This window comes from Lactiplantibacillus pingfangensis (assembly GCF_005404945.1).
Taxonomy (GTDB): Bacteria; Bacillota; Bacilli; order Lactobacillales; family Lactobacillaceae; genus Lactiplantibacillus; species Lactiplantibacillus pingfangensis.
Map to the genome: position 1 here is coordinate 68,141 of NZ_BJDG01000005.1, position 20,945 is coordinate 89,085.

A 20,945-nucleotide genomic window follows, 5' to 3' on the forward strand; every position below is an offset into this window, starting at 1 on the left:
TAATTAAGCGTTTTTAAAAATCGGCCATAACTTTAAGGTCAGGCCTTCTAACACATTTTGAAAGCTGACATTACTAGCCAGTTGGCGTTTGGCGGTCAACGCTAATTCCGTCGCCTGCACCAACTGCTGATCCGTTAACCGGTCAGTCATCGTTTGTAATTGTTGTTGATATTGGCCAAAGCTGAGTTCTTCAACCGCATCCACTTGAAAATGTAATTGGAGTAAATCTTGAAATAGTGCCGCAATGAGATCCAATAACACTAATTGCTGGCCACTTTCCTTACCCAAACTAACCAAATTTGTCTGCACCGCGACGAAACTGCGGGGATCGCCTTTGACAACCTGTTCAAACCAACGCCACAGTTGTTCTACCGCATTGGGTAACCAATCGTCCACTAGCAACATCTGTGCCTGGCTGACACTATTGGTTAACTGTCGTAAAGTTTGCGCCGCCTGTGGCTTAATTCCGGCCGCTTCGAAGTTTTTCTGCAGTTCAGCAGCTCCCAAGGGCGGAAACTCGATAACTTGCGTTCGGGAAATGATGGTCGGTAGCATTAACTGCTTATTCGTTGTTAGTAAGAGCGCCGTCACATTACCACTAGGCTCCTCAATAAATTTAAGTAAACTATTGGCCGCACTCGCCGTCATCTTTTCAGCATCCGAAATGATAAATAGTTTGCGATTTCCTTCGACAGCACTTTTAGAAAATTCCGCTTTTAAATAGCGCACCTGATCAACATGAATGCTCTGACCCGTGGGTGCCACCGTGACAATATCTGGATGCTGGCCGTTGGCAATCCGCACGCACTCTTCACAAGTGCCATCCGGTTCACCATCAACCACATGTAGACAGAATAGCCGTTGGGCAATCCAGTGAGCCAGCTCAGTTTGGCCTGCGCCTTCCATACCCGTGAACAAGTAGGCATGTGCCAAGTGTTGCTGGGCAATAATATGTTTGAACGCGGCTAACAAACGCGGTTGTTTGGTCGTTAAAGTTGTTGTTAACGGCGCCGTTGCTGACATCTTAACCACCTCGGCTCATTAAAATTGATGGAACTGTTCAATTGGCAAAACAAAGACCGTCGCACCGCCGACTTGAACCTCAACTGGATATGCCGAAGCACCATCCATGGTGACATCCAAATTGACCGGTGGTGTCATAAATTGGTCGCGCGCATGACTGGTACTTTTAATCATTTCAAGTACCTCATCAACCCGATCATCATCAATACCAATCATAAATGTGGTATTCCCAGAGCGTAAAAAGCCCCCGGTTGTCGATAATTTTGTCGCGCGGACATTAGCTTCAATAAACTGACTGCTCAGCCGATTACTATCTTTATCTTGAACAATGGCAATAATTAATTTCATCATTTCGACTTCCCCTCGGTTGCGAAATACTGTGGTAACTGGGCTGTCATGACCGCAATGGCCTGGGCGACAACTTGATCCAGTGGTTGACTGGCATCTAAGCGCTTGATTCGTTCCGGATAGGCCGCCAAGAGTCTCAAGTAAGCCGCCTGGACACGATGATGGAAGCTCAATGCTTCCACATCTAAGCGGTTAATTTCATCTTGACGGTGCGTTTGGATTCGCTGAAGGCCAACTTCAGCATCAACGTCAAAATACAAGGTCAAATCCGGATTTAACCCTTCCGTCGCAAATTGATTCATTTCATACACCGCTTGTTCACCGATCCCACGACCAGCGCCTTGATAAGCAATTGAGCTGTCAATGTAACGATCACAAAGCACGAGTTTGTCCTGCGCCAAGGCTGGCAAAATTTTTTGGACGATGTGCTGACGTCGGGCTGCGGCGTATAACAACGCCTCAGTACGATCATCCATCGCGGTATTTTTTCGATCTAAAATAATTTTACGAATAGCTTCTGAGATTTGATTGCCACCCGGTTCGCGAGTCACAATTAATTGATCGCCTAATCGTGGCGCAATTTGAGCCACAATGGCATTCAAGGCGGACGTTTTACCAGCGCCGTCAGGTCCTTCAAAAGTAATTAATTTTCCAGTCAAAATTCCCAATCCCATCTAAAATACATAGTTGTCATAATTGTACTTGATTGTCTCGACCATGTCTAATGCGTTCACCACTAGTGAAGGTAGCCGGTCTTCTTATTTTACCGCATTCACCACTACCAATTGTGTTTTTTGATTGATTCAAAAAAACTTTACTAACGAAAAATGACGCCTAACCACACTTTTAGCACAAAAAAACTGCTGTCAATTTTCAGACAACAGTTAGGTCATTACTATTTATCAATCACAGAACGTTGGATTTCATTACCATGAACTTGTCGCAACCGGGCTTCTCGATATAAATACAAATACTTAACCCGCGCTAACGCTGTTTGTGTGACTAACTCGCTGGTGTTATTATCATAAATCGCTTTTTCGTTTTGTTTCGCACGATCCCAATCGACCTTGGCAGCATTCAGCGACTGTAAGAGTTGTTCATCATAAGTTGCTTTGGGTTGCTTGATCTTCTGGTGCCGCTTAAATAATCCTCTCGCCATGACTTACATCTCCTGACGGCCTTCAACCGCCTTGAATAAGGTCATCTCATCCGCATACTGAATATCACTACCAACCGATAACCCATGTGCCAACCGGGTCACTTTGATGCCCGCTGGTTTCACCAACCGCGAAATGTACATCGCGGTCGCTTCACCTTCTGGCGTGGCATTTGTCGCAATAATCACTTCTTTGATCGCATCATTTCGTTGCAATCGTTTCAATAAGCTTGCGATGTTGATATCTTCCGGACCTTTGCCATCTACCGGAGACAAAACACCATGTAAGACGTGATAGAGGCCTTGATATTCTTTGATTTTTTCCATCGCCATCACATCTTTAGCCTCTTCAACGACCAAGACGGTACTTTGATCCCGAGACTTATCCTTACAAATCACGCAAGGATCATCTTCGGTAATATTTCCACAGATGCTACAAAAATGTAGATCACGCTTGGCGGCCACGAGTGACTTGGCAAATTCCGTCACATCGTCACCGGCCATATCAATGGTATAAAAGGCTAGCCGGGTAGCGGTCTTACCACCGATACCGGGCAATTTCATATAACTATCAATTAATTTTGCAATTGGTTCTGGATATTGCATCTCACTACCTCACGACCGTTTTTTTACTGTAACCCCTTAGTATACTTACCCATTGTACTTTGCGTTTGGGTATCAATTTGTGCTAAAGCGTCATTAACCGCTGCCACTACAAGATCTTGGAGCATGTCAACGTCATCTGGATCAACCGCTTCTGGTTTAATGGCGATATCTTGCATCTTTTTATCACCAGTAAACGTGACGGTCACCATGTCATCTGGTGCTTTACCAGTGAAGGTCTCCTCGTTTAAAGCAGCTTGCTCCGTTGTCATTTGTTGCTGCATCTTTTTCATTTGTTTCATCATATTTTGCATATTTCCCATACCACGCATCATTAGTCATCAAATCCCTTCAACTTAATCTGGTTTTACTTCTACTAAATCACCGAAACGCTTTTCGGCTTCATCAACCACTGGGGCCTTTTGTGGCGCTTGCTGCGTTGCTGCCCCTTCAGGTTGATGAGTTGTTAAATAATCTTTACGCAATTCTGGCCACTGTTCTTTGGGAACACAAACGATTTTTGGTGCCTGACCCATCAACCGGTCTAAACCATTACCAAGTGCATCCATTAAGACTTGATCATCAATCGCCTTTTGATATAAGAAAGCATAATCAAAGGCGACGACCACGCCTTCACCACTCGCGGCAACCGGTTTAGCAACATGCATTAAGGCCCGTTGCGTCACACTCAAGATCGACATTAAGTCTGCCCAGACGTCGCGCACCTTCAGCAAATCATCTTTAGTCGCTGCACCCAAAATCGGATAAATTTGGCTGACATTGACTTTTTTAACGACCGGTCCAGTTGTCGAGCGTGCCCGTGCCGGCTTCGCTACCGCCGCTGACCCACCAGTTGTTTTGAGCGTCGTTAACTCACTCTGCAACTGATCGACCTTGGCGGCCAGCTTTTGAATTGTTGGATCATCCGGATTAGTTGCAGCCGTGGCTTCCGTCCTAGTAATCGGCTTAGCCGTCTCCAATTGAGAAAGCTTGACTGTCAGCACTTCCAAATAGACATCTGGGTGGGTCGTAAACCGCATCTGCTGTTGAACGTCATTCAATGTTTTAATCATCTGATACAAAACTTCCGCGTCAATCTGTTTTGCAAAGTCTGCAAAGCGCTGGTCATCTTCACCCATCGCCACGCTATCGACCATTTCAGGGGCTTGTTGATAGAGTAACACATCTCGCATATAGCTAATCAAATCTTCGATGAAACGGTTGGCATCTTTACCTTCTTGTAAAATTTGACGCATCGTTTCAAGTGCCGGCTTAGTCACATGACTCGTGACTTCTTCGACATAATCAGCCAACAGTTTTTTCGTCACACTTCCCGTTACCATCAAGGCATCTTCGAGCGTCACCGTATTATCACCAAAGGAAATGACCTGATCCAAAATGCTCAACGCATCCCGCATCCCACCTTCTGCCGCTTGCGCAATCACGCGTAAGGCCTTCTCATCATAATCAACATTTTTCTGCTGCAAAATGTAAACCATCCGCTCGTAACTATCTTTAGCGGTGATCCGGCGAAAATCAAAACGTTGTGTTCGCGAAATAATCGTTAACGGAATCTTATGTGGCTCGGTTGTCGCTAAAATAAAAATAACGTTAGCTGGTGGTTCTTCCAACGTCTTCAATAAGGCATTAAAAGCTCCTGTCGACAACATATGAACTTCATCAATAATGTAGACCTTGTAATCGGCCTGAGTTGGTGCATATTTGGCCTTATCACGGATGTCACGAATTTCTTCGACGCCATTATTCGACGCCGCATCAATTTCGATCACGTCATTCATTTGGCCCTTAGTGATGGCCTGGCAACTCTCACACTCATTACAAGGCTCACCGTCGACCAAATGATGGCAGTTAATCGCCTTCGCAAAAATCTTAGCCGCGGAAGTTTTCCCAGTTCCCCGTGGGCCAGTGAATAAATACGCATGACTCGTTTGGTGGGTCATGATGGCATTTTTCAAGGTCTGTGTAATCATCTGTTGCCCGACAATTTCATCAAAACGTTGGGGTCGCCAAACCCGATATAGTGCCCGATACATGCGAATCTTCCTTTCTATGGTTCAAAGTTATGTATAAGTCTGGTCCCACGACCAACCCCGCCCAGAAATAACAATTATGGCACAATTTTTGTCTTTTAAACGCTGGTTATAAACATTTACTTAAATAAAAAGCTCTCAACCGAATGGCTAAGAGCTGTTACATTTCATAAAAACAAAAGGCACAAGATGAAGCAAACTTAGTGCTGCTTCCTTCCGGACCTGACACGATTCGTAAATCCACCCTTGCCTTAAGGCCTTGCGGCAAATACTATAATACATGATTTATTAGTAGAATGCTAGCCATCAGCCTAATTTTTTTCAGCGGCAGCTCGGCGGGCTTTCTTTTCGGCCTTTTTACGCTTGCGAATTTCACGGAAGAAGTTTTCAAGCATTTCACCAGCAGGTCGGGCAAGCACCCGTTCATGTACGGCCACTTGGTGATTAAGCCGATTATCGCTCAACAATTGATACAAACTTCGCACCGCCCCGGCCTTTGGATCACGGGCACCGTAATAAATTTCTGGAATTCGGGCGTTAATAATTGCACCACAGCACATGATACACGGTTCCAAGGTGACATAAATCTGACAATCTTCTAGGCGCCAGCTGTGCAAATATTCGCAGGCTTCTTGAATTGCCACGATTTCGGCATGCAAAGTCGCGTCTTGACCATGTTCACGTAAATTGTGTCCGCGACCAATGATTTCACCATCATGCACAATCACGGCGCCAATCGGGACTTCACCAATCACGTTTGCCATTCTAGCCTCATGCAAGGCTTCAAGCATCCAAGTTTCAGCTTCTGTTGGTTTCAAACTATCCCTCCTTCACACTTTGCAAAATATAGTAGCCTTTATCCTTTTTAATAATGGTACAATTGCCAAATGTTGTAGTCATTAATTTCTTGGCCGAAGGGGCGCCTTGTTTCTTTTGCAGGACGACCGTTAACGTCCCGCCAACCGTCAAATGTGATTGCGCCCCAGTTAGCATCGCGTCAACCACTGCTTTGCCGGCCCGAACAGGTGGATTAGTCACAATGGCAGCATAGTCAGTCTTCGTGACGCCATCATAACAGTCCGACGTAAAAATGGTCACATTTGAAATTTGGTTTAAGTTCGTATTTTTACGTGCCAAGCTTAACGCCAACTCATTCACATCAACCATATCGACTTGACGGTCTGGCGACTGGTAAGCCAATGCCATGCCAATTGGCCCATATCCGGTGCCTAAATCTAGCAGATCTCCAGCCGGGAGTGCTGTCGGATCAAATGCCGATAACAATGTCCGCGAGCCGTAATCTAATGTTCGTTTGGAGAAAACCCCGTTATCCGTAGTGAATTTAAAGTCGTGATTAAAAATTTCAAAATTCCATTGCTTTTCGTCATGCACAACGTCTGGATTGTGTGTATAATAATAGTTGGTCATATTTATTTTCCTCTGAATTTATAGGCTAGTTCTATGATAACTGATTCCGAGAAATAACGACAATTTATTTAAAAAATTTAATTACGGTTAAAGGCCGTCACTAACACAATATCTTGTATTTCGGATTCATTCGACCTACAAGATGTTGTGTTTTTTGATTGTATTTTCCACATCTTGTTGTATACTAAATTTATCGATAAAAACGAATTAAGGGTGATCAATGATGAAAAAAGTAACCGTATTTACGAAGAATAATTGTATGCAATGCAAAATGACCAAGAAGTTTTTGACTGCTCATAACATTGCGTTTGAAGAAAAGAATATCAACACCAATCCTGAATATGTTGACTATTTAAAGAATCAAGGTTTCCAAGCGGTCCCCGTTGTCGAAATCAATGGCGAAAGCGCAATTGCTGGTTTCCGTCCTGATGCTTTAAAGCAGCTCGCTGTATAGTACCACCGCGCTTTTTTGCGTGGTTACATAGTTGCGATTCAACACTTATTTATAAGCGACCCACAATCAATAGGACCCTACTGATTGTGGGTCGCACTTTTAACCACAACTTTCAACACTAGATAGAAAGAGGAGTACTCATGACCCTAAAAAATTTAAAAGACGTCACGTATTACGATTTGAACAACGAAATTAATATTCCAGTTGATAATCAAATTCCGTTGAACAAAGATCAAGAAGCCCTAGCAGCTTTCTTGGATCAAAATGTGCGTCCTAACACAAAACGATTCGACAACTTAAAGGCCCGTTTTGATTACTTGATGGCTCACGATTATCTTGAAGAAGGTTTTGTCGAAAAATACGACTTTAGCTTCATCGAAGCCATCTATGACTATTTAAAATCACAAGACTTCCACTTTAAAACGTTTATGGCCGCTTATAAATTTTATGCTCAATATGCGTTGAAGACCGATAATGGCGATTACTATCTTGAAAACTATATTGACCGTGTCGCCATGAATGCCCTCTACTTTGCCGATGGTGACGAAAAGCTCGCCATGTCCTTAGCTGATGAAATGATTCACCAACGCTACCAACCAGCCACACCTAGTTTCTTAAACGCGGGGCGGGCACGCCGAGGCGAACTCATCTCATGTTTCTTAATTCAGTCAACCGATGATATGAATGCCATCGGTCGGACCATTAATTCAGCCTTACAATTGTCACGAATCGGTGGCGGTGTTGGGATCAACTTGAGCAACTTACGTGGCGCGGGTGATCCAATCAAGCATATTGACGGTGCTGCCAGTGGGGTGGTTCCGGTCATGAAATTATTAGAGGATAGTTTTTCCTATTCTAACCAATTAGGTCAACGTCAAGGTGCCGGCGTCGTTTATTTGAGTGTTTTCCATCCAGATATCATTGCTTTCTTGTCTGCTAAAAAGGAAAACGCTGACGAAAAGATTCGTTTAAAGACCTTGTCACTTGGTGTGACGGTTCCCGACAAATTTTATGAACTCATCAAGGAAGATGCCGACATGTATTTATTCAGTCCTTACGGGGTTGAACGTGAATACGGCGAACCATTCTCATACGTTGACATTACTAAAGAATATGACAATATGGTCAAGAATCCGAACATTAAAAAGACCAAGATTAAAGCCCGTGATTTGGAAAATGAAATCAGTAAGCTGCAACAAGAATCTGGCTACCCTTACGTGGTCAACATTGATACAGCTAACCGTGCCAATCCGATTGATGGCAAAATTGTCATGAGTAACTTATGTTCTGAAGTCATGCAAGTCCAAACACCATCACTGATCAATGATCAACAAGAATACGAAAAGCTAGGAACCGATATTAGCTGTAACCTCGGGTCAACGAACATCGTGAATTTGATGCAATCACCAGATTTCGGACATTCTGTTGAGGCCATGGTTCGTGCCTTGACCTTTGTGACCGACAACTCCAACGTTGACGTGGTCCCTTCTATTCAAAAGGGTAATCACCAAGCACATACGATTGGCCTAGGCGCAATGGGCTTACATGCCTTCTTTGCCAAGAACCAAATGGCTTACGGCAGTAAAGAAGCGGTTGATTTTACAAACATCTACTTCTTACTCTTAAACTATTGGACCTTAAAAGCTTCCAATGAAATTGCGCGTGAACGTCAGACCACCTTCGTTAACTTTGACAAATCAAAGTATGCAGATGGGTCATATTTCGATAAATATACTGAAAAAGCTTGGCAACCAAAGTTTGAAAAAACACAAGAACTTTTTGACGGTATTTTTATTCCAACTCAAGCAGACTGGGACGCTTTAAAAACAGCCGTCATGCGTGACGGTCTCTACCATCAAAACCGCATGGCTGTCGCACCGAACGGGTCAATTTCATACATCAATGATACGACCGCAAGTCTGCATCCAATCATTAATCGGGTTGAAGAACGGCAAGAAAAGAAAATTGGTAAGATTTATTATCCCGCTCCTTACCTATCTAATGATACAATAAACTATTATAAGTCGGCTTACGATACTGATATGCGGAAAGTTATTGACGTCTATGCGGCTGCACAACAGCATGTGGATCAAGGCATGAGTTTAACCCTCTTCATGCGTTCCACTATTCCAGCTGGCTTATACGAATGGAAAGACGGTCGCACAGATAAAATGACAACGCGGGACTTAAACATCCTCCGGAACTATGCTTATCGGAAAGGCATCAAATCCATCTACTACATTCGGACCTTTACGGATGATGATGGTGAAGTTGGTGTCAACGAATGTGAAAGCTGTGTAATTTAGAACATTAGATCACTAGGAGGACAACTGGTTATGGCAACAGACTTGGCTTATTACCAAAAACTTCTCAGTAATGGCAACTATAAAGCAATTAACTGGGATCGCGTTTCAGATGCAATTGACAAAAGTACTTGGGAAAAATTAACTGAACAATTTTGGTTAGATACCCGAATTCCCGTTTCTAATGATATGTCAGATTGGCGTAACTTGGATGACGATCATCGTTGGGTCGTTGGTCACGTGTTCGGTGGCTTGACGCTACTTGATACCTTGCAATCACAAGATGGCTTACAATCATTACGGCGACACGTGGTCACTTCACATGAAACGGCTGTTTTAAACAACATCCAATTTATGGAATCTGTCCACGCGAAGAGTTATTCAACAATTTTTGAAACTTTGAATACTCCCGATGAAATTAACGAAATCTTCGACTGGAGTGACAGTGAAGAATATTTGCAAAATAAGGCTAAATGGATTTACAAATTATATGATAATTTGGATGAAGACCCATTGAAACAAAAAGTTGCAAACGTCTTTCTAGAAACTTTCTTATTCTATTCTGGTTTCTACACGCCACTCTTCTACTTGGGACATAACCAATTACCAAACGTCGCTGAAATCATCAAATTGATTCTTAGAGATGAAAGTGTGCATGGAACTTATATTGGTTATAAATTCCAAATTGGCTTTAAAGACCGTTCTGAAAAGCAACAAGCAGAATTCAAAGACTGGATGTTCGACTTCTTGTATAAGTTATATGAGAACGAAGAAAACTATATTCATTTAGTTTACGATCAAGTTGGCTGGTCCGACGAAGTCTTAACTTTCAGTCGCTACAATGCGAATAAAGCTTTGATGAACTTAGGGCAAGACGCCCTCTTCCCAGATACAGCTGAAGATGTTAATCCAGTTGTCATGAACGGGATTTCAACTGGGACTTCAAACCATGACTTCTTCTCACAAGTTGGGAATGGTTATCGTTTAGGCCAAGTTGAAGCCATGCAGGATACTGATTACGATATTGGTGAACCTGACGATTAATTAAGCTTAATTTTAGAGAGTGGGACAAAAGGCGGGTTGCTACCGAGCATAGCCTAGGAAACCGAATGATTGGGGTTTTCAATCGTTCGGTTTCCGTAGCTAAGCGGAGGTCGCAGTCTTTTGTTCCACGTTTCGACTGTAAATATTCGGAGCTACAAAAGCGGCTGGCGCAATGTGTGCCAGCCGTTTTTTTACTAATAACTGAAGGTTGAAAGGACAAAAGGGCTCGTAGACACTGTCAGATAGGCAACAAGCATTTTCAAATTAGTGACACTCCCGCTCCGGCAGGCAGAATCACTGTGCTATGGTGGGACAGCCGCAGCCATAGTACGGTCTGCGACTTCGATTCAAAGCCGACAACCCACGTCTTAGAATCGCCCTGTAAGATTAGGCGGCCAAGCCCCGCCGACCAATCTTACCGACACAGCACAACGATTCTGCCTGCCTGCGCTAAACCCTAACCTAAAAAACAGTTAAATTGGCTGGAAGTCGCCGCTGATAGTATCGGTGGTAAAGGTCAAGACGTTCCTTATGCTTGAACCGGTCCCACGGCCGTATGCTATCAGTGGCGACTGGAAGCGACCATGTCAACTAATTTTCATACCATAATCATTGACATGGCAGTAATTGTTAGCGATTTTGATCTTTCAACCTTTAGCTAATAAGATAAAATCATTTGAGCACTAAAATAATGTGACTCACGTTGATTGTGAGTGGTAATTTTATTCTGCAGGTTTTCTACAGGTTTGTTGCAGAATACCTGCAGCAAATTAATCCTTGGAATCACTAAAACTAAAAATACTCATCAGCTCTCAAGTAACAATTATTAAATTTAATGTGTATGGAGCTGACGATAAAGATAAACCAGTATATATCAAGAATGATTCCTGAATTATTGCGCCGTTTTATTAACAGTTCTCAAAATTAATGATAATAAGTCTATACAAGATTAAGTGTTAGCCAATTAGAAAGGTGATTATTAATGGCAATTCATAATATTTGCGTCTTCTGTGGTTCAAATTCTGGTTTAGATCCCAAGTTCGCCGATAAGACCCGAGCACTGGGCACTTATTTGGCCCAAAACGATTATCAACTCATTTATGGTGGTGGTAATCATGGTCTCATGGCCGACGTTGCCGAAGCGACTTTAGCAGCTAACGGTCGCGTCATTGGCATTATCCCCCACTTTTTAGCTGCCAAGGGCTTAGCACTAAAAACCGTGACGACATTTGTAGAAACCCAAACGATGAGTGACCGAAAAGAAAAAATGCTGCACCTTGCAGATGCCTTCATCGTTTTACCAGGTGGCTTCGGCACTTTTGAAGAATTTATTCAAATGCTCTCATGGAGTCAAATGGATATCCATCAAAAGCCAATTGCGCTTTATAACATCGACGGTTTTTACGATCCAATGGTAACGATGATGCAAACCGCCACCAAATACGGGTTTGCCCCGCAGGAAAACCTTGACCTCTTCATTGACGGTCATAACTTGGACGAAATCTTTAGTGGATTCCAAACCTTTAAACACATTTTACCGCCCAAATATACTAACTAATGCCCCCCATCCGGGATAGCAGGTAAGATTGACTGCTTCCGGATAGTTGGTCAGACAATTGAAAGGCAACCCAAATAACGCCGACACGTAAAATTGTGTCGGCGTTATTTAGTGCGCTTGAGAAACTTAAAAAGGACCACTACCCTATGTCAGTATCAGATGCGCCTAAATGAGCCACGTGCTATCAGTCAAAATTCTTGTGCCACATTAGCTTAAATAACCCAGACGCCAACGGCAAATAGGAGCGGATAAGCAATGAAAAATAACGAGGCACTCTTCACCGTAGTCATGAAAGTTTGCCGCTTATTTTGAACAGCGAAGAACGGCCGCATGCCTAACCACATCAACGGCAATAATAAGCTGACAAGCCCGGTAATCGCCGGCGCCAATTGTAACCACCAGTTAACTAACGGCCACAAGCTCCCAATCACTAAGAAAGCTTGGATCAACTTAACCGAACCAGGCTTCCCTAAATAGTAAGCCAGCGTGTAACGCTGATTTAGAATATCTTCATCGCGATCAGCAGTATTATTCGCCAATTGAATGGTGAAGAAAATCAAGGTCAGCGGTAGACAGAGTAAAAACGTCACCCCCACCGTCGCCCAAGTTAACGGCTGCACCCCATAAGTCGAAACGACCACACAGGTTAATTGAATTAGGAACGCAATCGACAACGCCACCACCGTTTCACACCACGGCGTCGCGTTGATTGGATGCGGACCAGCCGTATAAAAAATACCAATCACATAGCCGATTAGACCTAATACTAAAACGAGCCAGCCAGTGCGTAAGACGAGCCAGATTCCAGGTAACAATGACAGCCCGTATAATGCCAGGGCCAAACGTCCCACGCCAGCCACTGGCAAAGCTAAACGGCCAATCGGATTTGTTTTAGCCGCGTAACCAGCCCGGTCATGCGCATGTAAATAGTCATAATAATTATCAGACACATTCACTGCCAGATCGAAAATAAAGACCGCCACTAAACACAAGCCCACATTCAGCCAATTAACGACCCCGACTCGATACTGCGCAATTGCCACACCTAACACAAACCACATGATATTTAGTGGTGCCGTGTAAATCTCCGTTAACTCATAAAATACGGACCAAGTTAACCAACGTCGCATTTCAAATTCCCCCAATTCAACACTAATTAACATTTATCCTACACGATTTAATAACAGTTGACGATTATTTTGAAACTTTATCCTAAAGGTTAAAAGACGAACAGTAGCTATCAATCCCAATTTAACAATGGTTATAAGTGAAATACTAATTCAGTAGTAGTCGCTTCTAAGCTAAACTCATGGTGAACGCTCCGTCAGCCAGAATCGTTGTGCTCTGGGGGACAGTCCCAGCCAAAGGAAGGTCTGTGACTTCGATTTAAAGCCGATAACCTACGTCTTTGAATCGCCCTGTAAGATTGGGCGGTCAGGAACGCCGGCCAATCTTACCGACACAGCACAACGATTCTGCCCGTCTCCGCTAAAGCCTAACCTAACACTGTTAAATTAGCTGGAAGTCGCCGCTGATCCCATCGGTCGTGACCGTGGCGTTGGGTCGGCATGTTTCTTGCCGGCGTTACGCCACGGACGGTCCGGGACACTTGCGATTTTGGCAAGCGTTCCGGGCGAGGACCAAGACGGTTCTCAGGCTTGATCCGGTCCCACGGCCGCATGTTATCAGTGGCGACTGGAAGCGGCCATGTCAACTAATCTTCATGGCCTAATCATTAACATGGCAGTAGTTATTAGTCATTTTCATCTTTCAACCTTTAGACTTTGTCCGCAAAAAAAAACGGTTAGAACCGTTGTCAGGCCCTAACCGTTTTATTGACACTTAATTAGTGACGGATCGTATTTTGAATCCATTTGGGTAGCAAAATACTGTGGTGACTACCATGTTTTTTCGTCCGCGTATTCACAACTTGGAGCAACTGTAAAATCGTAAAGATTAACGAATTGCGTTTGCGATAAGCAATATACTTCGGCGCCCAATCCGTGACGTATTTTTCTTTGTATGACCGCAGTCCTTGGAACCCATATAACTGATAGCCATATTCATAAATTAAATGCGCAATCTTTTCTTGAATGAAACTGTATCGTGAAATCCCGACACCGGCTAACGGGGCCATCCCCATATTGAAGTAGGCATAGCCTTGGTCCCGCGCATCTTCAAACAAATGGACGAAGACCGTATCCATAATACCAGATGGCGCCTCATCACTGGAACGCATCAAATCAATTGAGGCCACCTGATCATTGCCTTGTGGCATCAAATTCGCAAAGGCCACAATTTTGTGTTGCGGATCGTAAACCACGGCGATCGGCGCCTGATTCAAATACGTTTCATCGAAAAAGCCTAGCGAGAAGCCTTTCTCAGATTCACCATGCAACCAGCTCTCAGAAACCGCGCGTAATTCTGCCATCGTCTCGGTCGAAAATGGTGGCTTGATCACAGCAAACTCATAATGATCCCGAGTAAATTTATTCATCAAGGCCCGCTCACCACGGAGGCGTTTCCCCGCTAAGCTAAACTCAGCTAATCTAACGTGACCTTCCTCGCCAGTTTTAATGAAGTCAAATCCCATTTCATGCAATCGCATCGTTAACGTCTCATTGATTTCATAAAAGACTAACGAACAGCCATCACTGTCAGCATCGTCCATCAGCTGTTCTAAGGCCGGCTGCAAATAAGCCTGGTTACCAAACGGCTCGCCCATTAAAATCAATTTATCGGCCTTCTGTTGGTATAGAAAAGCTAACTGATCAACCCCATCGACTTGATAGTAATAAACCAACTTGTCATTTAAAAAGGCCAAATGTGAAATCTCATTGCCACCAAATGTCGAAATTAGCGTTTTAATCCGATCAGTATCCAGCTTACCGCGCAAGCGTGGATTATGCCCGCGCGCTAAATACCCGTACATGGCGACCAAAATTAACGCCGCCAATACTAAGCCAATGACGCCAAAGAGCCATAATTTTTGCGATGGAAAGAATAAGGCTTCCGGGACCGCATGCCGATGATGAATTTGGGGGGCATTATAGACCCCGACAATGGTATACAAGACGAAGGTCACCACATACACGCAACCGACCCAGAGTGTCTGTCCCCATGAAAAGGCCAAACGCTCACGATAATAGGCGCGATGCGACAAGGGCACTAAGGCCAAGATGACCACTAAGAAAATAATGAACTTCATCGAAATCGCATCATACACCACTAACCAGCGAATCGTATTCAAAATAGCTACCAACAGAATAATCACCGTTGGCCAAAACGCCCGCTTAACGCGGCCAGCGGTTCCTAACCCGGCCCCAATTAAGAGAAACGCCATCACAATACTACTTGCTTGATTAATAAAAAAGAACGTAAACGGATAAACTTGTAAAAATAACTTATTGTTATAAGCAAAGTTAGGCACGGTCGACATCAACAACATCATGAACCCTGATAAATATAAAAACAAGGTTAACGCCAGCTGTGCAACCCGTTGCAGCGCAATTTTAGGTAGTCCCTCTAAACGGACATTTAGCCGATGACCCGTATCATGAATAAATAAGGTCAGGCCGATGGCGAACGGAATAATATAATAGAATAGTCGGTAGAACAACAACCAGGCCACAGCATCCGGACGCGACACGCCCACGGCTCCGAGACCAAAAATCATGAACACATCAAATGACCCAATCCCACCAGGAACCATCGAAACTTCCCCGACTACTGAGGCAATCACGAATAACGGCACCACGGCAGCGAAGTCGATTGGCAATTGCATAAAGTTCCCAATCAAGAGGAAGAACAAGACACAGCCCGTCCATTCCCCAAAGGAACCACTCAATAGCCGCACCACATTATTTAAAGTCAGGCCTTCAAAAAATTCTGAATCATTGACGCGCGTGAAAATAAATATCGCTGGAAAGTATAAGGCGCCACCAACTAACCAAATCCAGTAACTATCATAGACGCCACCAATTCGGAAAACATAAACTAAGACTAATGAAATCATGCAATACAGCGATAGACCAGAAACTAAGAACAGCGCAATTTTAGAGATTGCAAACACGATCTGCTTTTTAGTCGCTTCTTTATTATAAAAGTTCGCCCGCAATGACGCGCCCAGCACACCACCAAAGCCACCAATATTAGTGAAGGTGTTCGTAATCCAGCCGGCCTTTAAAATATAAGCCAGTGAGTAATGATTAGGCAGAAATTTAGTGATCATCACGTCGTAAGTGAGCATAGGCGTCACCGCCACAATCCCAATAATCACCATACTTAATAAATGCCACCAAGATTGTGACGCCAAGGCAGTGGCTAATTCAGCGCCACTAACTTCCTTCGCAATTTTGCCGACTTCAGTAATGACGAATAGCAGGACTGAAAAAATAAACAGCGCTTTAATGAGCCCCATTCGTTTAGTCAATACCGCCCCCATTTTTCGTAAGGTCGCCTTCAAAAAACATTCCCCCAATAATCTAATTAGTCCCATTATCGCAAGCTTTCACCATTTATACAACCACTCACGGTTTGAGCTTAGGGTACTTAATTATCTTTCGTTAGCCCCGTCATGCTTATCAACATCAGCCTGACGCTCATTCGCGTCTATCATTAAAAACTAATTATTATCAGCAAATTTATTTTAAAATAGTCTTTACCATTCGCTTTCCATGCTTGTATAATTTAGTTATTACTTATTGGAGGGGAATCATATGCATCTCAAGAAAAGCGCGCTACTGGTGCTATTAGGCGTCACACTACTCGGGGGTTGTAGTCAAACGACCACGCAAGCACCTAAATCAGTCGTCAAACAACAAGTGACGACGGTCAACAAGCGAACCAAAGCGGATGCCAACGCTTGGTCAGCAGCAAAGGCGGAGAGCCGGGCTAACGCGGCTTCGGCTAAAAAGTTAAGTGAACAGTCGTCCACATTAACTAAAGCAGACGATGAAGCCAGTTCACAAGCTAACGAACTCAGCGAGAGTCGTGAATCGGCCAGCTCTGCATCCGCCAAGGCGGCTAGCTCAGCTGCTGAAGCAGCTTCATCAACAGCCGCTTCACAATCCGAAGCCAATTCAAAGGCCGCTGCTAGTTCCGCCAAGGCCGCTTCAACGGCGGCAGCTGACACTCAGACGAGTTCTGCCAATCACGCCAACAATTTCTCGGGTGATACAGATACCGCTCAAACCGGACGGATCATTGGTAATAGCCGTTCCAAAATTTATCACGTTGAAACGCAACACAATTATCATATGGCCGGCAAAAATGTGGTCCAATTCAACACTGAGGCCGAGGCCCAGGCCTCTGGTTACCGCAAGTCAATGCGTTAAAACAATTTGGAGGAGTTATCAATGAAAGTATTTTTTGGACTAATCTTTTTCATCGCCGCGGCCTATTGGTCTTGGCACCTGACTCACGGCAAATCCTATCAAGGCCTTAACTGGCTCCGCCATAATTGGCAAGCTCTGATCTTGCTGTTGATCAGCTTTAGCTTACTAGGCGGTGTCATCAGTGGTTGGTTCTTACTGGGGCTCACGGGTTATTGGGGCTGGCACTTATTTAAACGACAAAACTATCGTGGTCTTCAGCTTGTTAAGCATGGTTGGCCAATCATCGTGCTACTTTTTACTATTTTAATCATGTTCGCGATACCTGGCACGGCAGACGCCACGCCAAAACCAACCGTTAAAGTTGAAACGGTTAAAAAGACGCATGCGATTACCGTCAAAAATGATCACAAGTTACAAGCCCTACAAAAGGCCAACGCAAGTTCTGCCAGTAGTTTAAAAACAGAAGCAAGCGATTTAACCAAAGAAAAATCAAAAGTTGATCAAAAGAAAGCGCAAAACCAAAAGGATGGCGCAACTAAGGCAACCGCGACCACGGCCGTTAAAGTTGGCGATAATCCGAGTGCCACTGACCTAGCCGATCGGACGTATGCGGGGGAACAAACGATTACCGTCAATGATAATCATCCGGCTTTCAGTCAAGATGACTTGTCAACCAGTCAAGGTGCTTGGCAACGTTATGGTAATTTGGATCAACTAAACCGTGTCACCGCGGCGAATGCACTCTTGAATCAATCCTTGATGCCGAAAAGCAAACGCGAACCACTCAACGTCGATCCAACTGGCTGGCGCAACAAAAAAATTGCCAGTGGTTGGTTATACAACCGCAGTCATTTAATCGGTTATCAATTGACTGGGCAAAATAACAACTTTAAAAACTTGATGACCGGGACGCGATCATTAAACGCCCCAGAAATGGTCACCTACGAAAATCAAGTGGCGGAATACTTAAAGGCTGATCCTAAGCACTATGTCCGCTATCAAGTGACCCCAATCTTTAAAGGCAACGACTTGCTTGCTCGCGGCGTCCAAATGCGTGGTCAATCCATTGGCGATGATACCGTTAGTTTCAATATTTATATTTTTAACGTTCAAGCCGGGATGACGCTGAACTATAGCGACGGGACTAGTCGGGTGGCTAATTAAGTCCGTTTTTTACTAACGAAGTGACTAAATGATCGTAAAAAAGCAGTTGTTGATGACTTGAGATAATTTTCAAGTCATCAACAACTGCTTTTATTATTATCCAGATTTGGCAAGTGCCTAAGCCTCACCGGTTATTCCCGCTTGATTTTCAGCAATCCAAGCCTTCAATGCCACACCAGTTCGTGACTTGGCAACATTAATGGCCTTACGCGGTGTGCCACTATATTGAATCTGCCCACCATAACGACCGGCGTCCGGACCAACATCAATTAACCAATCGGCTTGCCCAATGACCGCTAAATTGTGTTCAATAATAATCAACGAGTTACCAGCCGCCACGAGTTCGTTGAATAAGGTCAATAACCGATCGGTATCCTTGAGATGTAAGCCGGCGGTCGGTTCATCTAATAAATAAATGGTACCCTTTTTACCGAGTTCAACGGCGAGTTTCAAGCGTTGACGCTCACCGCCAGACAAGGTCGTTAGCGGTTGCGCCAACGTGAGGTAGCCTAGCCCAACGCGATCCAAATTCGTTAATGGGGTGGCTAATTTAGGGACGGCTTGAAAGAATTTCATCGCCTGCTTGACGGATAGTTGAAGCACCTCTGCAATATTTTTACCTTGGTACAGATATTGTAAGGCCGTCTCACTATATCGTTGCCCATGACACAGCTCACAAGTTTGCACCACCGGATCCATAAAGGCCATGTTCGTGATGGTGACACCCTTACCTTTGCATCGTGGACAAGCGCCTTTGCCGTTATAGCTAAACAAGCTAGTCCCAACCCGCTGATTGTCCCGGCTAAATAACTGCCGAATCTCGTCTAAAATACCCAGATAGGTCGCCGGTGTGGAACGAATATTTATCCCAATTGGGGTCTGGGCTAAATCAATATAATCGCCGGCTAGCTGACCTTTCAAAGCCGTGACTAAGGAAGATTTACCAGAACCAGCAACGCCTGAGATTACAGTCATGATTCCAAGTGGCACGGTCACATCAACTGCCTTTAAATTGTTTTGCGTCACATTTCGTAGCGCTAGTTCACCGGTTGGTTGCCGCTCAGCCCCCCAATGGTGCGGTTGCCGTAACCACTTACCGGTCAGCGAATCCGAGGCTAACAGTTCTGGATAAGTCCCGGTGAACGTAATTTTACCGCCACCTTGTCCAGCTAATGGCCCCATTTCGACCACGTAATCGGCAAAGGCAATCATCGCCGGATTGTGTTCAACAACCAAAATGGTATTCCCCTTTGCCTTTAACCGCGTTAACGCACGTTTGACCAGCTGAATATCATGCGGATGTAAGCCGACACTTGGTTCATCTAAAATGTAAACCATATCAACTAAGGCACTCGTCAAATACTTCGCAATTTTAATCCGCTGAGCCTCCCCACCGGACAATGAGCTCGTCCCACGATCAAGGGTCAAATACCCCAACCCAATATCGACCAACGACTGTAGCTTGGTACGCAATTCACGGACGACTTCCGTCGCTAAAGGTGCCGTAATCTGCTGTAAGAATATCAAGACATGGCGTAAATCCATCGCGGCGACTTCTGCAATATTTTGACCGTTGATACGATTCGTCAAAACTTCCGGCTTCAACCGCGTGCCATGACAGGCCGGACAAGCCTTGCGTGTCACGATCTCTGCAATGGCGTCACGATGGTGTTCTGCTTCCTTTTTACCAATCACCGAGCGCCGAATCCGTGGCACTACCCCTTCATATAAAGCTGTCCGGGGAAAGCCCTCACCAGGATGTGACAGCTTCTGTTGTGGTGCGTGCATCAGTAAGTCGTATTCGTCAGCAGTATAATCCTTGATTGGTTTGTCATCGTCAAATAGCCCGCTGGTGGCATACCGCCGCCAACGCCAAGTGTCAGGACCAAAGCTAACAAATGTGATGGCGCCTTGATTCAATGATTTATTTGGATCAATTAATTTTTTCTCATCGATGTCATCGACATAGCCTAGGCCCTGACAAGTTGGACACATTCCTTGTGGCAAATTAAATGAAAACGTATCGGAATAACCAATAAAAGGTTTCCCAATCCGCGAAAATAGTAACCGTAGTAACGAATAACTGCCCGTATATGTCGCCAGCGTCGAGCGGGCATTTTTACCTAAACGTTGCTGTTCAATCACAATCGCAACCGGGAGTTGTTCAATCTGACCAACATGTGGTTGCCCATATTTAGGCAAATATTGTTGTGTGAAACTAGGAAAAGTTTCATTTAACTCCCGTCGTGAAGCAGCCGCGATGGTATCGAATACGAGTGATGACTTACCCGAACCTGATAACCCAACAAATACCGTTGTTTCGTGTTTAGGTACTCGTAGATTGACGTGTTGTAAATTATTCTGTGTAGCATCCTTAATTTCAATGAAGCCCTGTTTGAAAGTTGGTTGCATCTCAACACTGCTCCTCTCATTACCTCGTCCAAAAACAGCTCTATTTCACCATACCACACTCTAAA

At 44.3% G+C, this 20,945-nt stretch carries 18 protein-coding genes and 1 other RNA gene; 6 read left to right on the plus strand and 13 right to left on the minus strand.

Annotated elements, in window-relative coordinates; translation table 11 throughout:
- Nucleotides 1-3: 3 nt before the first annotated feature.
- The 10 genes from holB to FFM74_RS03455 all read right to left on the minus strand — a co-directional run bounded on the left by holB (nt 4) and on the right by FFM74_RS03455 (nt 6,609).
- A complete protein-coding gene (gene holB / locus FFM74_RS03410) occupies nt 4-1,023 on the minus strand; it encodes a DNA polymerase III subunit delta' (protein ID WP_137625236.1) in 1,020 nt (339 codons plus the stop codon).
- 18 nt (nt 1,024-1,041) lie between these two features.
- A complete protein-coding gene (locus tag FFM74_RS03415; RefSeq protein WP_137615837.1) occupies nt 1,042-1,371 on the minus strand; it encodes a cyclic-di-AMP receptor in 330 nt (109 codons plus the stop codon).
- On the minus strand, nt 1,371-2,033 hold the full coding sequence (tmk, locus tag FFM74_RS03420; protein ID WP_137625299.1) for a dTMP kinase: 663 nt from the start codon (nt 2,031-2,033) through the stop codon (nt 1,371-1,373). Before tmk ends, FFM74_RS03415 begins: the two co-directional genes overlap by 1 nt.
- A 233-nt stretch (nt 2,034-2,266) precedes the next feature.
- Complete coding sequence (locus FFM74_RS03425; RefSeq protein WP_137625237.1) at nt 2,267-2,530, minus strand: YaaL family protein; 264 nt, start codon at nt 2,528-2,530, stop codon at nt 2,267-2,269.
- 3 nt (nt 2,531-2,533) lie between these two features.
- Nucleotides 2,534-3,133, minus strand: a complete 600-nt coding sequence (gene recR / locus FFM74_RS03430; RefSeq protein WP_137625238.1) for a recombination mediator RecR — start codon at nt 3,131-3,133, stop codon at nt 2,534-2,536.
- Between the two features lie 23 nt (nt 3,134-3,156).
- Nucleotides 3,157-3,465: a YbaB/EbfC family nucleoid-associated protein gene (locus tag FFM74_RS03435; protein WP_137625239.1), complete on the minus strand. Its 309-nt coding sequence runs from the start codon at nt 3,463-3,465 to the stop codon at nt 3,157-3,159.
- A 21-nt stretch (nt 3,466-3,486) separates the two neighbouring features.
- Nucleotides 3,487-5,184, minus strand: coding sequence for a DNA polymerase III subunit gamma/tau (dnaX, locus tag FFM74_RS03440; RefSeq protein ID WP_137625240.1), 1,698 nt, complete (start codon nt 5,182-5,184; stop codon nt 3,487-3,489).
- Between the two features lie 163 nt (nt 5,185-5,347).
- Nucleotides 5,348-5,445, minus strand: an RNA gene (ffs, locus tag FFM74_RS03445) — signal recognition particle sRNA small type.
- Nucleotides 5,446-5,492: 47 nt separating this feature from the next.
- Entirely contained in the window at nt 5,493-5,999 is a 507-nt protein-coding gene (gene tadA, locus FFM74_RS03450; RefSeq protein ID WP_223877149.1) for a tRNA adenosine(34) deaminase TadA, read from the minus strand.
- Nucleotide 6,000: 1 nt separating this feature from the next.
- Complete coding sequence (locus FFM74_RS03455) at nt 6,001-6,609, minus strand: class I SAM-dependent methyltransferase (RefSeq protein ID WP_137625241.1); 609 nt, start codon at nt 6,607-6,609, stop codon at nt 6,001-6,003.
- Nucleotides 6,610-6,832: 223 nt separating this feature from the next.
- Here FFM74_RS03455 and FFM74_RS03460 point away from each other — a divergent pair, with 223 nt between their 5' ends.
- The 4 genes from FFM74_RS03460 to FFM74_RS03475 all read left to right on the plus strand — a co-directional run bounded on the left by FFM74_RS03460 (nt 6,833) and on the right by FFM74_RS03475 (nt 11,968).
- The gene (locus tag FFM74_RS03460) at nt 6,833-7,063 is read left to right on the plus strand and encodes a redoxin NrdH (protein WP_137625242.1); all 231 of its coding nucleotides are present in this window, start codon (nt 6,833-6,835) and stop codon (nt 7,061-7,063) included.
- A 140-nt stretch (nt 7,064-7,203) separates the two neighbouring features.
- The gene (gene nrdE, locus FFM74_RS03465) at nt 7,204-9,369 is read left to right on the plus strand and encodes a class 1b ribonucleoside-diphosphate reductase subunit alpha (protein WP_137625243.1); all 2,166 of its coding nucleotides are present in this window, start codon (nt 7,204-7,206) and stop codon (nt 9,367-9,369) included.
- Between the two features lie 30 nt (nt 9,370-9,399).
- Nucleotides 9,400-10,410: a class 1b ribonucleoside-diphosphate reductase subunit beta gene (gene nrdF / locus FFM74_RS03470; protein ID WP_137625244.1), complete on the plus strand. Its 1,011-nt coding sequence runs from the start codon at nt 9,400-9,402 to the stop codon at nt 10,408-10,410.
- 982 nt (nt 10,411-11,392) lie between these two features.
- The gene (locus FFM74_RS03475; protein ID WP_137625245.1) at nt 11,393-11,968 is read left to right on the plus strand and encodes an LOG family protein; all 576 of its coding nucleotides are present in this window, start codon (nt 11,393-11,395) and stop codon (nt 11,966-11,968) included.
- Between the two features lie 212 nt (nt 11,969-12,180).
- Here the strand turns inward: FFM74_RS03475 and FFM74_RS03480 are convergent, their stop codons facing one another.
- Both FFM74_RS03480 and mprF read right to left on the minus strand, forming a co-directional pair.
- Nucleotides 12,181-13,098 (minus strand): prenyltransferase, encoded by a 918-nt coding sequence (locus FFM74_RS03480; RefSeq protein ID WP_137625246.1) that lies wholly within the window; start codon nt 13,096-13,098, stop codon nt 12,181-12,183.
- A gap of 716 nt (nt 13,099-13,814) precedes the next feature.
- On the minus strand, nt 13,815-16,433 hold the full coding sequence (gene mprF, locus FFM74_RS03485) for a bifunctional lysylphosphatidylglycerol flippase/synthetase MprF (RefSeq protein WP_137625247.1): 2,619 nt from the start codon (nt 16,431-16,433) through the stop codon (nt 13,815-13,817).
- A 253-nt stretch (nt 16,434-16,686) separates the two neighbouring features.
- Between mprF and FFM74_RS03490 the strand changes: the two genes are divergently transcribed.
- Nucleotides 16,687-17,304, plus strand: coding sequence for a sunset domain-containing protein (locus tag FFM74_RS03490; protein WP_137625248.1), 618 nt, complete (start codon nt 16,687-16,689; stop codon nt 17,302-17,304).
- A gap of 285 nt (nt 17,305-17,589) precedes the next feature.
- Nucleotides 17,590-18,468 carry a DNA/RNA non-specific endonuclease gene (locus tag FFM74_RS03495; RefSeq protein WP_414672069.1) on the plus strand — a complete coding sequence of 293 codons (879 nt, stop codon included), beginning with the start codon at nt 17,590-17,592 and terminating at the stop codon, nt 18,466-18,468.
- Between the two features lie 117 nt (nt 18,469-18,585).
- Here the strand turns inward: FFM74_RS03495 and FFM74_RS03500 are convergent, their stop codons facing one another.
- The gene (locus FFM74_RS03500; protein ID WP_137625250.1) at nt 18,586-20,880 is read right to left on the minus strand and encodes an ATP-binding cassette domain-containing protein; all 2,295 of its coding nucleotides are present in this window, start codon (nt 20,878-20,880) and stop codon (nt 18,586-18,588) included.
- Between the last annotated feature and the right edge of the window lie 65 nt (nt 20,881-20,945).